This window comes from Acinetobacter sp. (assembly GCF_041919735.1).
Classification (GTDB): Bacteria; Pseudomonadota; Gammaproteobacteria; order Pseudomonadales; family Moraxellaceae; genus Acinetobacter.
In genome coordinates, this window is sequence record NZ_JAYRTF010000017.1 from 64,802 (window position 1) to 79,159 (window position 14,358).

Annotated in this window: 13 protein-coding genes; 6 read left to right on the forward strand and 7 right to left on the reverse strand. The window is 45.7% G+C overall.

Annotated features, from left to right (window positions below):
* Positions 1–84 precede the first annotated feature (84 nt).
* Positions 85–705: a TetR/AcrR family transcriptional regulator gene (locus ACE3T3_RS11080; RefSeq protein ID WP_374666877.1), complete on the forward strand. Its 621-nt coding sequence runs from the start codon at positions 85–87 to the stop codon at positions 703–705.
* 75 nt (positions 706–780) lie between these two features.
* Here ACE3T3_RS11080 and ACE3T3_RS11085 read toward each other — a convergent pair whose 3' ends face one another.
* Positions 781–1,344 (reverse strand): 5'-nucleosidase, encoded by a 564-nt coding sequence (locus tag ACE3T3_RS11085; protein WP_374666879.1) that lies wholly within the window; start codon positions 1,342–1,344, stop codon positions 781–783.
* 115 nt (positions 1,345–1,459) lie between these two features.
* Positions 1,460–2,590 (reverse strand): TDT family transporter, encoded by a 1,131-nt coding sequence (locus ACE3T3_RS11090; protein WP_374666881.1) that lies wholly within the window; start codon positions 2,588–2,590, stop codon positions 1,460–1,462.
* Between the two features lie 210 nt (positions 2,591–2,800).
* On the opposite strand from ACE3T3_RS11090, the gene ribF reads away from it, so the two are divergent.
* The 5 genes from ribF (at position 2,801) to ACE3T3_RS11115 (ending at position 8,425) form a co-directional block, all read left to right on the forward strand.
* Positions 2,801–3,802, forward strand: a complete 1,002-nt coding sequence (ribF, locus tag ACE3T3_RS11095) for a riboflavin biosynthesis protein RibF (protein ID WP_374666883.1) — start codon at positions 2,801–2,803, stop codon at positions 3,800–3,802.
* Between the two features lie 64 nt (positions 3,803–3,866).
* On the forward strand, positions 3,867–6,713 hold the full coding sequence (gene ileS, locus ACE3T3_RS11100) for an isoleucine--tRNA ligase (protein WP_374666885.1): 2,847 nt from the start codon (positions 3,867–3,869) through the stop codon (positions 6,711–6,713).
* Entirely contained in the window at positions 6,706–7,242 is a 537-nt protein-coding gene (lspA, locus tag ACE3T3_RS11105; RefSeq protein WP_374666888.1) for a signal peptidase II, read from the forward strand. The genes ileS and lspA overlap by 8 nt, the downstream gene beginning before the upstream one ends.
* Entirely contained in the window at positions 7,239–7,721 is a 483-nt protein-coding gene (locus tag ACE3T3_RS11110; protein ID WP_374666890.1) for a peptidylprolyl isomerase, read from the forward strand. Before lspA ends, ACE3T3_RS11110 begins: the two co-directional genes overlap by 4 nt.
* A 164-nt stretch (positions 7,722–7,885) precedes the next feature.
* A complete protein-coding gene (locus ACE3T3_RS11115; protein WP_374666892.1) occupies positions 7,886–8,425 on the forward strand; it encodes an NADPH-dependent FMN reductase in 540 nt (179 codons plus the stop codon).
* Between the two features lie 330 nt (positions 8,426–8,755).
* On the opposite strand, the gene ACE3T3_RS11120 is transcribed toward ACE3T3_RS11115, so the two are convergent.
* The 5 genes from ACE3T3_RS11120 to ACE3T3_RS11140 form a co-directional block, all read right to left on the reverse strand.
* Positions 8,756–9,523 carry a M20/M25/M40 family metallo-hydrolase gene (locus tag ACE3T3_RS11120; protein WP_374666894.1) on the reverse strand — a complete coding sequence of 256 codons (768 nt, stop codon included), beginning with the start codon at positions 9,521–9,523 and terminating at the stop codon, positions 8,756–8,758.
* A gap of 611 nt (positions 9,524–10,134) precedes the next feature.
* Positions 10,135–10,530, reverse strand: a complete 396-nt coding sequence (locus ACE3T3_RS11125; protein WP_374666896.1) for a tautomerase family protein — start codon at positions 10,528–10,530, stop codon at positions 10,135–10,137.
* A gap of 969 nt (positions 10,531–11,499) precedes the next feature.
* On the reverse strand, positions 11,500–11,811 hold the full coding sequence (locus tag ACE3T3_RS11130) for an ankyrin repeat domain-containing protein (protein WP_374666898.1): 312 nt from the start codon (positions 11,809–11,811) through the stop codon (positions 11,500–11,502).
* Positions 11,812–11,895: 84 nt separating this feature from the next.
* Positions 11,896–12,630 (reverse strand): hypothetical protein, encoded by a 735-nt coding sequence (locus tag ACE3T3_RS11135; RefSeq protein ID WP_374666900.1) that lies wholly within the window; start codon positions 12,628–12,630, stop codon positions 11,896–11,898.
* A 162-nt stretch (positions 12,631–12,792) separates the two neighbouring features.
* Positions 12,793–14,142: an aromatic acid/H+ symport family MFS transporter gene (locus ACE3T3_RS11140; protein WP_374666902.1), complete on the reverse strand. Its 1,350-nt coding sequence runs from the start codon at positions 14,140–14,142 to the stop codon at positions 12,793–12,795.
* Positions 14,143–14,358: the final 216 nt, after the last annotated feature.

The window sequence follows — 14,358 nt, forward strand, 5'->3', positions numbered from 1 at the left end:
AAATTACAAAGTTTGGTTGTGCACAAATCTGATGATTTGCCGTACAATTGCCCATTCCCCTTTTTTTCATGTTTTAGAGTGCTAATGGAACAAAAAAAGAGTACGCAAAAACGCCATCAGCTGCTGAATGCTGCACTGGACGTTTTTTCCCTATACGGTTTTAACGGCGCAAGCCTAGACGAAATCGCGCAAATTGCAGAAATGCATAAGTCGAATATTTTCTATTATTATGAAAATAAAGAAGCGCTGTATGTTGAAGTGCTGACTACGGTTTTACAAAAATGGCTTGCGCCGCTGCAAACGCTGGAAAGCGACTTGGAGCCGGAGGAAGCCATTACCAATTATTTGGTGCAGAAAATCGAAGTGTCACGCACCCAGCCGAAAGCATCCCGCTTATTTGCATTGGAAGTGATTCAAGGCGCGCCGCATATTTTGGAAATCCTGAAAGGCCCATTGAAAAAATTGGTCAAGCGAAAAGCCAAAGTGATTGCAATGTGGCAGGAACAAGGCAAGATTTCCAAAGAAATTGATCCTGAACTGTTCATTCTGAATATTTGGGCCATTACCCAAAACTATGCAGACTTTGCAACGCAAATGGAAATGGTATCAGGCAAGACCTTGCGCAACCGCAGCATGCTGCAGCGTGTCATTAAGCACACGGTACACATGATGCTTTACGGCGCGATTCCCCGCAACGAACAATAATTTCTGCTACAGCGCAGAAATTTGGCATACGGCCATAGCTGGACTATGGCCGCCGAATCCGCTTTCCCAAGCCGCTCATTTTACCGTTTGATACAGATCAAACAGCTTCCCAGCGCCTAACAGCAAATTTTCTTCCCAATCCAAATGCGCAGTATCATTGGCGCCATCAGTAATATATTTCACCGACACTAAGCGCACACCGAGATTTTTGCACACTTTGGCAATGGCATAGCCTTCCATGTCCACCAAATTGCATGGCACTTTCGGCAGGCCCGTTTCAAAGCTGTCTCCTGTCCCGCAAATGCCTTTCGGCAAATGCTGGAAATAGCCGTCCAAAGCAATTTCCGCAGGATCTTCATCCATCGGCGTCACGCCGACCGCAAAACCCAAGGGTGAAACATCCATATCGCGCTGCACAAACTGCGTCACTTCAACCAAGGCATGCGCATCAAAATGCGAACTGCCTGCCGTGCCTAAATTCAGCAAGGTTTTGCAGCCGGTTTTTTGAATCACGTCATAGGCTTTAAAAGCCGCATTCACTTTGCCAATGCCGCTGTAATGCACCTCAATTCCGGCCTGTTCGAATAAGCCTTTAGACTCACTCGGCAGCGCCATCATTAAGGCAAGTTGCTTGTTCATAATGTTGCATCAGAAATTTTTTGCCCATTAAAATGCAAAAATGAACAGAGTGCAAATCTGCACGCTGTTCATTCGGCAATATCCGGTTCTGCGTCTGAAAGCAGGACGGTCTTTGCTATTCACGCTCCAAAAAGGTTTTTAAGCAGGGAGAAAAGAACAGGCTGCCTCTGTACATGCCTTTCAGCGTTCTGCTCATCACCATCGTCCAGAGCATCACCAAAATTGCAGCCAATGCCAAACCGATATTTAAAATGAAGCTGATATGCAGCAGATGGCCTAAATTCAGCACCGCCATCGTGAACACTCCCAAAGGGAAAGTCAACCCCCACCAGCCCAGGTTAAAAGGCAAATCCTTGGCCGCATGTTTTAGTGTGGTCAAAACAGCAATGGCAAACCACCATAAGCCAAACCCCAGCAGAATAAAACTTATGGCAATGCCTGCCTGCTGGAAAAACACGCCCAGCTGTTCCAGCTGAATAAAGGCCAATACCTGCGGCGCTTGCGCACCCAAAACCAGCAATGCCAGCGCGCCTGTGCCGATCGGCCCCAAAGCCAGCCAGCCGCTGATCGCTAATTCTTTGCCTGGCAATTTATGCAGAGCCAAACGCAGCATCAAAATTGTCAGAATACCGAAAGCAGGCAATACAGACATGCCCCACAGCATATAGCTGGCCAATAAAATCCCGGCCGCATGCTGGCCTGCCTCTAAATGCGCCAGCAATAAACCGCCGGAAGTGGCGGTGACCTCACAGGCCACAATTGGCAGCAGCCACATCGCTGTCATGGTCTGCAACTGATGGTCTTGTTTATAGAACATGCAAAATGGCACCAAGATACCAATACCAACCGCCAAAACGGCATCAATCAGCCATAAGGCATGCGCGATCTGAATGGCGGCATCGCCATACAGCGCAATCCCATATTTTAAAAAGCCATTCAATACCGTCGCCAATCCCATGGGAATTGCGCCTAAAAACAGCGCCATGCTCGGATGGGAAAAAATCTGTTTCGCTTCCTGCGGATACAGCAGCCAGCGCGCAGCATACAGTGCAGAAAAAGCCAGAAACAGCACGGTATTGAAATGCCACAAAGAGGCGCCGAGCTGCCACAGCAATGCTTTGGCAAAGGGAAATTCAGGCAAAATCAAGGCCAAAATACCCGTACCCATCACTACAGTGAACCAGTTTGGTGTAAAATGGCGGATGACATCCTGCTTTTGCGCCAGCTGATAAAACGGCTTTTTCATCGCATTCTGCTTATCAAAATTGAATTCAGCCCACTATAAAGCAGCAAATGAATAAGAAAAATTGATTTATTTATGTTTTCCATATCAGTTTTAATGATATGGAAAGGTATCCAAAAATAAAAATATTGAGTGAAAACACAACAACAAGACGAAACTGTGAGAATATGGCAATATATAGCCCTAACAAATTTTCAACGTATTTATTCGCCCATGAAGCTGCTCCGCCTGAATGCTTTAGCGCCTGATTTTCAATTGCCCAAAACTGCCGTCACGATCGGCAATTTTGACGGGGTGCATCTAGGCCATCAAGCCATGGTCAGCCAGCTCAAAGAGCTTGCAGCGCAGCACAGCTTAAAAACTGCCGTGATGATTTTTGAGCCGCAGCCGCTGGAGTTTTTCAAAGGCTATGAGGCGCCGCCGCGCATCAGCTCATTGCGTGAAAAAGTCGAATACCTGACTGAACTGGGCGTGGACTATATAGTGGTCGCCAAGTTTGATAATGCCTTCCGCAGCCTCAGCGCCGAAGAATTTGCTGACCTCTTAAAAACAAAACTCAATACGCAAAGCCTGGTTTTAGGCGAAGACCACCACTTCGGCAAAAACCGTCAGGGCAATAGTGAATTTTTACGCAATTACGGCTTTCATGTCACCGATCTGAACAATGTTGAAGTCAGCGGTGAACGGGTCAGTTCGACCCTTATCCGCCAAACCCTGCAGGCAGGTGATTTAGCGCACGCCGCTAAATTGCTGGGCCGGCCGTACAGCATTACCGGCCGCGTGCAATACGGCGATCAGATTGGCCGCACCATTGATTTTCCGACTATTAATGTGCGACTGAACCGCCACAGGCCTTGCCTGCACGGCATCTATGGCGTGGAAGTCCAGTGCGAAACCCAGTCGTTAACAGACAAAGTGCAAAACGAATGCCCGGATAAAACCGGCATTGCCGGCTATGCGCCAGGCGCGCTGTACGGCGCCGGCCATGTCGGCACCCGCCCCGCCATTGCGCAGGCGCATCCCGAATGGCGATTAGAAGTACATTTTCCTGATGTTTCTGCTAATCTGTATGGCCTGTTAATGCGGGTGACGTTCTTGAACTATTTACACGGCGAAAAGAACTACCCTTCGCTTGAAGCGTTAAAAACTGGAATTGATGATGACGTGGAGAAACTGCTTGAGTTTCGTCAGGATCATCCCCAATTCCCCTTTTAATATCCCAGATTTTTTATGTAAAACGCGTCAGCATAACGGCTGATTAAATTGGAAGACAACTTGCATGAGCGATAAGCAAACTCCTGAAAATGCAGTGGATTATAAAGCCACGCTAAACCTCCCAGGTACTGAATTTGCAATGAAGGCAAATCTCGCAGTACGTGAAGCGAAATGGTTAGAAGAGTGGTATGCCGACAACATTTATCAGCAGATTCGTGCATCGCGCATTGGCAAGAAAAAATATGTGCTTCATGATGGCCCTCCGTATGCAAACGGTCAAATTCACTTAGGCCACGCTGTCAACAAAGTCCTGAAAGACATCATCATCAAAAGCCGTGTCATGGATGGCTTTGACGCGCCGTATGTGCCGGGCTGGGACTGCCACGGCCTGCCGATTGAACTGAAAGTCGAAGAAAAAGTCGGCAAAGTCGGCGTAAAAGTGGATGCGTCAACCTTCCGTAAAGCCTGCCGCGAATATGCCTACACTCAAGTCGAATTGCAAAAGAAAGACTTCGTGCGCATGGGCGTGTTCGGCGATTGGGACAATCCGTACCTGACCATGAACTTCAAGCAGGAAGCCGACATCGTGCGCTCACTCGGTGCGATTGCCAAAGCGGGCCATATCGAGCCGGGCTTGAAACCTGTGAACTGGTGTTTGGACTGCGGTTCAGCCTTGGCTGAAGCGGAAGTGGAATACGAAGATAAAAAATCAGATGCGATTGACGTCGGTTTCACGGTGGTTGATCTGGCGGATTTATCTGCGCGCCTAGGTGTAACCGTTGCCGATTCAACCGATATCGTGATCTGGACCACCACGCCATGGACACTGCCGGCCAACCAAGCGGTTGCCCTGCATGCAGACATTGAATACCAGTTGGTGAAAGCGCGCGGTGAAGAAAAAGAGCCGCAGAACTTGATCTTGGCCAAAGACTTGGTTGAATCTGCCACTGAACGTTACGGCTTCACAAGCGTTGAAGTGCTTGCCGATTTTGCCGGCGCCAAACTTGAAAATCTGCAATTGCAGCATCCCTTGATTGCAGAGCGCCAAGTGCCGGTGATTTTGGGTGAGCACGTGATTGCAACCAGCGGTACGGGTGCAGTGCATACCGCGCCTGGCCACGGTGTGGACGACTATAAAGTGGGCCTGCAGTACAACCTGAAAGTCGACAATCCAGTGGGCGGCAACGGTGTGTATTTGCCGACTGCGCCGATCTTTGCCGGCGAGCACATCTACAAAGCCAATCCAAAAATCATTGCGGCTTTGTCTGAAAGCAATAAGCTTTGGGCGCATGTGCCGATCAAGCACAGCTATCCGCACTGCTGGCGCCATAAAACACCAATCATCTTCCGTGCGACCCCGCAATGGTTCATCAGCATGGATGCCAAAAGCTTGCGTACTCAAGCGCTGAATGCAATTGAAAATGACATCAGCTTTGTGCCGGATTGGGGTAAAAACCGCATTCAATCAATGATTGAAGGCCGTCCAGACTGGTGCATCTCACGCCAGCGTACATGGGGCGTGCCAATTCCATTCTTCGTGCATAAAGACACCAACGAACTGCACCCGCGCACTCCTGAATTGATCGAAGAAGTGGCTAAACTGATCGAACAGGAAGGCATTGACGGCTGGTATAACCGTGATGCAAGCGAGTTCATCTGCGAAGATGCGCAGCAGTACAACGCAGTGCGCGATACGCTGGACGTTTGGTTCGACTCTGGGACAACACACTACGCAGTGCTTCGTGAACGTGAAGAGCTGACCGATCCTGCAGACTTGTATCTGGAAGGTTCAGACCAGCACCGCGGCTGGTTCCAGTCTTCATTGCTGACGTCTATTGCCATCAATGAACGCGCGCCATACAAAGGCTTATTGACTCACGGTTTTGTGGTGGATGAAAAAGGCCGCAAAATGTCGAAATCCATCGGCAACGTGATCACTCCGCAAGACATCATTAAAGATATGGGTGCAGACGGCTTACGTTTCTGGATCGCATCTGCGGATTACCGTTATGAAATGACGGCTGGTAAAGAAATCTTCAGCCGTGCATCCGATGGCTACCGCCGCATCCGCAACACGCTGCGTTTCCTGCTGGCGAACCTCAATGGTTTCAAACCGTCAACTGATGCACTGCCAGTCGATCAATTGATCGCGCTGGATCAATACATCCTGCAGCGCGCAAGCGACGTACAGAAAACCATTCAGCAAGCCTATGAAGATATGAACTTCCATATCGTCACCAATGCGTTGACCAACTTCTGCATTAATGACTTGGGCGGCTTCTACCTCGACATCATCAAAGACCGTCAGTACACCACCAAAGCGGACTCTGCAGCGCGCCATTCTGCGCAAACTGCCCTGTATCACTTGGTGCAAGCCTTTGTGCGCTGGATGTCGCCGATCTTAAGCTTCACGGCTCAAGAAGCATGGCCGCTAATCCCTGAACAATCAGAGAAATACGTATTTACAGCAGAATGGTATGACATTCCTGTGGCTTCAACTGCCAATGCAGTCTCTGAAGCGGAATGGCAAACCCTGATTGCTGTAAAATCTGCCGTGAACAAATTCATTGAAGCTGCGCGTACCGCGAAAACTGTAGGTTCAAACCTGTCTGCCAAAGTGGAGCTTTGGGCTTCTGCTGAATTGAAAGCGGTGCTGGACAAGCTTGGCGAAGAACTGCGTTTTGTCCTGATCACGTCTCAAGTGATTGTGAATGACTTTGATGCAGTGCAAGGCGAAGCATCGGATCTGGAAGGCTTGAATGTGAAAGTTTCAGCTGCGGAAGGTGAAAAATGCGCGCGCTGCTGGCATGTTCTGCCGGATGTAAATACACATCACGAACATCCTGGCCTGTGCGCCCGTTGTATTATTAACCTTCCTACAGGTCAAGGCGAAGAGAGAAAATATGCCTAATCCGCAAGAAAAAAAGGGCTTATTCCAATTTTACCCGCACAATTTAGTGTGGGTGGGTTTGTCCATTGCCGCAATCATTTTGGATCAATGGACCAAATGGATTGCAAGCACGCATCTGAACTACGCAGATCCTGTGCCTGTGCTGCCCTTTTTGAATTGGACATTATTGCATAACTACGGGGCAGCCTTTAGTTTCTTGTCCGATGCCGGCGGATGGCAGCGTTATTTCTTTACCTCTTTGGCAGGCCTAGTGTCTGTGATTTTCGTTTTTTGGCTGATGCGCATGCCGAAAAACGTAAAAATACTGCCGATTGCTGTCGCCCTGATTTTGGGCGGCGCGCTGGGCAATTTAATTGACCGCGTCAGCCTCGGCTATGTGGTGGATTTTATTCATGTGTATTATCAAAATCACCACTTCCCTGCGTTTAATATTGCAGACAGCGCCATTACCCTTGGCACTATTTTATTGCTGATCGATACCTTCTTCTTAGAGAAGCAGCGTATTCAGCGTGTGGAAGCGCAAAAATGACTGAAATTATCAATCCTAACGAAGAAACCCGCATTCAAAGCGGTTCTAAAGTCGAGCTTCATTTTTCTGTGGCTATTGAAAATGGCGTAGAAATTGACAACACCCGCAGCCGTGCTGAACCTGTCAGCTTGGTGATGGGTGACGGCAGCCTGCTGCCGGGTTTTGAAAAATCCCTGTTTGGTCTACGTGCTGGTGACCGCCGTACGGTCAGCTTGCCGCCGGAAGACGCTTTTGGCCCTTGGAACCCTGAAAATGTGCAGAAATTTGATACCGTTAAATTTGATCCTGCGCCGATGGTCGGACACATGATCGAATTTGAAGACAAAGCCAAACAAAGCTTGTTCGGCGTGATCAAAACTGTTGGTGAAGACATTACCGAAGTGGACTTCAACCATCCGCTGGCAGGCAAAAACATCACCTTTGAAGTGGAAATTTTCAAAGTCACCCCTGCTGGCCAGCAAGGCGTGAAATTGATGTAAGTCCTGCTTCACACGAAAAAAGCCCTAACAGGGCTTTTTTTATGCCTGAATTTCAGCCCCGCATGCATCAGATACAATTTGCTTATAGGCACAGCCGCAGAAACATTTTAATTTAAACCGAGCAGCCTAAAACAGCTGAGATAACAGCCAAACACGGGATCATTATGAAAATATATATTATTGTCGGCAGCGTGCGTGAAGGCCGCACTGCCATTAAAGTCGCAAAGTGGGTGCATCAGTCGATTGAAAGTTATGGTTTTTCCACGGTTCAAAGTGAAATTGTCGATCTCAAAGAGTGGAATCTGCCGTTTTTTGCCGGCGCGCACCCGCCGCTGAGCGGGATTTATGACCAGCCGAAACAGCAGGAATGGGCAGATAAAATCTCGCAGGCCGATGCCATCATCTTGATCAGCCCCGAATACAATCATGGCTACAGCCCGGCACTCAAAAACGCACTGGATTATATCGGCAAGGAATGGGTAGGAAAACCGGCGGCCTACATCAGTTATGGCAGCACCAACGGTTCGCGTTCTATAGATCAAATCCGCCAAGTTGCGACGCAGCTGGGCTTGATCGACAGCAATGCCGTGATTGAAATCCGTGATATTGGCAGCCGCAATTCAAGCGAAAGCTTTGAAGCCAATCCCTTTGACGAAAAAGGGCTGAAAAAAGCGGTGGATAAGCTGATTCAATACGTTCAATAGGTTGTAATCCTCAGCGTACAAGGAATAGGGTAAATCGCTACTTTTCACTTATCTGTGCTTTGCTTATGATGAAAAGCATCAAGAGACAGGATGTCTTTGAAGCATAAAACAACAATAATCAGCACGTGAGGCGCAGGATGCGTACGGTACGACAGGAGTTATACCGCTGAAATGAATCTAAAAAAGCCTTGGCAGGATGCCAAGGCTTTTTTATTGCCTTGCTTCAAAAATAACTGCGTTCAAAACGTATAGGAATTCAGTGAGCTCAAAGTGAGCTTTCCCTGCCAAGCACAGAAAGGCTCAGCTTTCACATCACACGCCTGCAGCAGATTATTTTTTAGAACTCTCGACAATCAGCCGGGCCGCCAAGTACAGACGCGGCACAATCGAATCCGTCAAAATATATTCAGCTTTATCTGAATGCAGGCCATCTCCCGACATGCCCATGCCTTCAATAATCGCAGCCTTTGACGTCACGCCGGCAAAAGCGGCATCTGTGCCGCCGCCCCAGGCCGCAGTTTCGACTTTCATCGGCAAGTTCAGCTCATTTCTGTAAATCTGCTGGGCTTGCGCAGCCAATTTTTTTGCCTGAGCGCTGGCTTCCAAGCCGCCGGTTTCAAAAGACAGCACTACATCCTGATTTTTTGCCGTATCCATAATCAATTGGCGGGAACCAGGCGAACTGATTTCTTCATCGGAGTTGATCAGCACAGTCAGCGTGCCGTAATCTTGGTATTTCAGCTGCTGCAGCATCTCCAGCACATGAATGACCGCGGCCACACCTTGCTTATCATCCAAAATGCCTAAACCATAAGCCTTATTACCTTCTAGGCGGAATGGCTGCCCCTTTTGATAAACCGTATCATTATGCGCCAGCAGCATAATATTGCGCTGGCCTTTGCCCTTTAAAACCGCTTTCACAACGGGTCCCGTCTGATCTGGCGCGCCATCCAGCTTCATAATGTCTTTGGGCTGGATTACACTGACTTCCGCGCCAGCGCTTTTCAGCTGCTCTGCCACGGTCTTGGAAATCTGATTTAATCCTTCAATATCTTTGCTGCCGGATTCAATATTCACCAATGTTTTCAAGGTGGTCAAATACGCCTGTTTTTGACTTTCGGCAGCTTGTTTAATCTCTTGCGGTGATGCTGCCCAGCTTGCTGATGCGCTCAGCGCCAGTGCGCAGCCCAGCGCCCAATGTGGTGTGCCGCATTCCGGCTGTTTTTAAGCGTTCTTAGCATGTCTTCCTTTCCCTGTGCATTTATCATTATGAATTTTTACTGTCTAATAAATTAGTTCGCTATTCAATCAATTAATCGCAAAAATATGTAAAGGGCATCTCCTGCCTCCATATCAATTTCAGCAGTTATTTTCAGCGTTATGCAGAGGCTCAAACCGCTATTTTTTGCAGATTTAAATCAGATCAAAATCTCAACAAGCGTTCAAAAAGTGAGGGTATAAATATTTTGTAAGTTTTGGCTTACAGCACATGCAGACAATGCACACTGTTCTCCTGATCGGATTGCTTTTATAGTAAGGACATACAAGACAGGATGTCTTAAATAGAACAACAATAAACAATGCAGCAGGACGCTGACAGGCAAAACAGGAGTTATGCCTAGAATGAATACAGAAAAGCCCCGACAGGATGTTGGGGCTTTTCTATTTAAAGTCTTTGGGTATTGAAAGACTGTTCAAATACAATCCGTTTAGACATCCACCTTAAAGCCTAAATCTGCATCGCAGGCTGCTTGCCCGCCTCGAATCCCCCAATTTTCCAATGAGCTTTCGCGCAAGGTAATCAAAATATGATCTTCTGGAATGCCAAAATCCGTCAGATTTTTCACCAGCTGCCGATATAGCTTGCGCTTGGTTTCAAGCGTCCGGCCAGAAAAGCAGTCGATCGTAATATGGGTAAAGCGCTCAGGCTGCGTTAAGTGATCAAACACCTGGAAATGTGCTGGCGAATGAACCTGCAAGCGGATATTGCGGTCATGCCGTGGAAGTTTAAAGCTGTATTGCAGCGCATCAAATACGGCATTCATCAGCTGCTGTTCTTGTTCTGCCGAATACTGCATCCGTATATCAATTTGTGTTGCGGGCATATTTTTTATCCTTGGTTATTTGTCATGCTGCCCCAATCATTATAAGAATTTTGCTGCGTGCCGCTGTACGTCATTGCCTACAGCAGATGTAGACATTACCCCCTGTCAGGATTTGATCCTCCCGCCTATAGTAAAGCCATACGAGACAGGAGGTCTTCAAGAAGCAATGCAGCAGGACGCTGATGGTACGACAGGAGTTATGCCGAGAATGAACACAGAAAAGCCCCAACAGGATGTCGGGGCTTTTCTTTTTTCAATCGGCCTATGCATCTGATTATTTATGGCTAGGCGTTTTCACCATCCATAGCGGCATTGATGCCGCGCTTTTGAGCGGCTGTCAGCATTTACTTACAGCTTATGCTGTAAAAATGACTATTTTTTAATCATAAATATTTTTATTGTTTAAATATAAAGACAAGATGTCTTTCAATAAAAAGAAAAAATGCAAACAGCAGGATGCTGCAGGTATTGAAAAATGCCTTCTGAATGAATTCGAAAAAGCCTTGGCGCTCTGCCAAGGCTTTTTTCTATGCATGGCATGTTGTGCGCTGCATCAAGCGATCCACAAAAGAAGCACTGTCCTATCTTTAAAGCTTATAAAAATTGCAGATTAGCGCATGAATGGAAAGAATGGCAGCCGCAAGCTGAGATTCAAGCCAATGTGTTGAATGCAGATGATCATGCCGCACAGCCCGCTTAATCAGAGCCATTCTGCATCCTGTTCAATGTACGCTTTGGCTTACAGCAGATGCGGAAATCTGCATCTAGGCAGCATGGCGGAATCCGCTTAATCTACAGTTATCAGGGAACAGGAAGTTTCCAGAACATGAAAACAACAATAATAAGTTTTAGCACTAGGACGTGAGGTACGACAGGAGTTATACCTAAACACGAGATATGAAGAAAACCCCGACAGGATGTCGGGGTTTTCTTTTTTCAGCAGCAATTATTCTGCAGTTTCACCACTTTTTATAAGCTTTTTAAATACGCCACCACATCATCATTGCCTGCCATTTCTGCCAATTCTAAGGCGGTGTATTGGGTTTTATGCTGCACATCTGCACCTTTCTCTACCAGCAGTTTTACAATGTCTAAATAACCATTTTCTGCAGCAGCATGCAGTGCGCTGTAGCCTTCATCATCGGCAGAGTTTACGTCTGTACCATTGGCTAAAGCCTTTTCGACTTCGGCCAATTCACCTAAAGATGCCCAATACACCAGTTCAGGCAGATGCAGTTCATCATCATCTTCAGGGATTGGGGAGATAGAATTAAATTGCATGGTCATAATACCTATGAGTAATTTCTATAAATATCGATTGTCAATTAATGACCATTGCAGAATTGGTCATAGAAATCAGTTTATTTAACGAATTTTATCAAATCTATTTAAAGCGTAATTCACATTTTCTTTTGAGTTCAATAAATATTTTCCATTTTTATCACGTTCGATTCGAATTGATAATTTAGCCGCTTGTGTAATAGTTCCTGATTCCAGTAACCGACTGATATCACTATTTGGAAGAATAATATAATTATTTACATAAGATGGGCCATCACATGATCGTAATACAAAAATATAGAAAGTTGACGATGCATCTTTTGAATCATAGGATCTCTGATTTATCGTAAACCTATACTGATTATTCAATTCAGATATATTTGCCGTTTTTACTTGTATATGAAAATATTTATTATCTTTTGCCGCGACAAGATCTATACCATCATCAACAGCCATATATGATGTATTAAATCCAAAGAATAATAATTCAGCCATCACTGCAAACTCACCAGCTTTGCCTGTATACAGTGCATTGACCGTAGGTGGTGGTGGAACAAGATCAGGTACAATTTTTTTGATTTTTAATCTATAAATACCTCTTCTTGGAGCACCCTTAGAATTTTTTGGTTTGATGAACTCGGATTTAGTTTTATGCTTCTCTATATCTTTTGACAGCATAGAAGAAATTTTCTTAGATAAAACATCTAAATGCTGCTGAGTATGTGGATATTTCACCACAATTGCTTCTGCTATTTGATCAACATGCATTTCTTTTCGTGATTCCTTCATCACTTCTTTAATTTGTTCAATAAACTCCATCACTCACCCATAAAATAGTCATCGTTAAATTCTTATATATTTTTTAAACACTTATAAATATAGAGTATTAGAAAATAATTAAATAATTATTTTCTAAACGTTTTAAACAACCAAAACTGAAAAAGCCCCCTTTTCGGAGGCTTCTTTTTAAGGATTCAATACTTAAGCTTTTGCAGCAGATGCTTCTGTAACATCAATTTTATCGCTGTCACTATCATGCATAATCAACGCAACCGCGATTGCAGTAATCAGTACCGGTAGGCCCACCGCCATAAAGTTGAAATGTGCAGGTAAGTTCATACCGAGCAAACCGCCAATCAAAATCGGCCCGACAATCGCGCCCATACGTCCAATGGCAGAAGACCAGCCAATGCCTGTCGAACGTACTGCAAGTGGATAGAACTGTGCCACATAGCTATAAAGCAGCATTTGCGAACCAATCGACGCCGCACCCGCTAAGAACACCAAGATGTAGAGCAAAAATTGATTCGACTGGAAGCCCATCAAGCTCATCACAATCGCGCCCATCATGCCCAAAACCATCAATACAGGTTTTAAATGGAAACGGTCAGCCAAAATACCGCCGCCGACAATACCCACGACAGCACCGACATTCATCACCATCATAAACATCAAGCTATTATCCATAGAATAGCCTGCTGCCATCATCAGCTTCGGTAACCAGCTGCTCAACGCATACATGGTGAGAAGACAGGTAAAGAACGCGATCCAAAACAGTAAGGTATTCACCGCACGACCGCGACGAAACAGACTCACTACGTTCGCAGCTTCAGGTACATTTTCTTGCGGTAAAGTAAATACGGTCGATTCCGTCACTTTTACATTTGGAGCAAGGCGACGCACAATCCCGCGCGCTTTTTCCTGCTTATTTTCTTTCACCATAAATGCCAAAGATTCAGGTAAAAACTTCCAAATCACAGGAAGTAAAAATAGTGGAATCCCAGCAATAAAGAACATGATTTGCCAGCCAAAGTCAGGCGTAAACCATGAACCTAATAAAGCAGCCATCACACCACCAACCGCATAACCACTGAACATGGTTGTTACCAGCGTACTGCGCATCTTCTGCGGTGCATATTCAGAGGTTAAGGCTACGAGGTTAGGCATTACCCCACCAATTCCTAAACCTGCCAAGAAACGCAAAATACCAAATTCTGTCGGGTTCGATGCAAAACCGCCGGCAAAGGTCAAACCACTAAATAATACGATACAGATCATGATGACTTTTTTACGGCCAATTTTATCTGCTAAAGAACCAAAAAACATCGCGCCGAACATCATGCCCGCAAGTGCTGTACTGGCAAGCATTCCCGCTTGCATCGCAGTTAAACCCCAGTCTTGCATGAGTAAAGGCAATACCACGCCATTAATTGCTAAATCGTAGCCATCAAATAAGATAATCAATAAACACCAAGCCACTACATTGAAGTGAAACGGGGTAAATTTAGCCTTATCGACTACAGAATTAATGTCTATTTTTTCCGTTGTCATCGTTCTCATCTCCCATGAGTACTTGTCCATAACATTGATTGAATATTTAAGTAAAATTCAACAGGCACGGAATATACGGAAGTCAGATTTCAAGGGATATTAGACGTATGTTTAATGACATAGATGAATTATAAATACATGTTAATTATATTATTTTTCGTATTCTTAAAATAATGATTACATATTCTCAATATATGATTTTTATACTATTCTTTT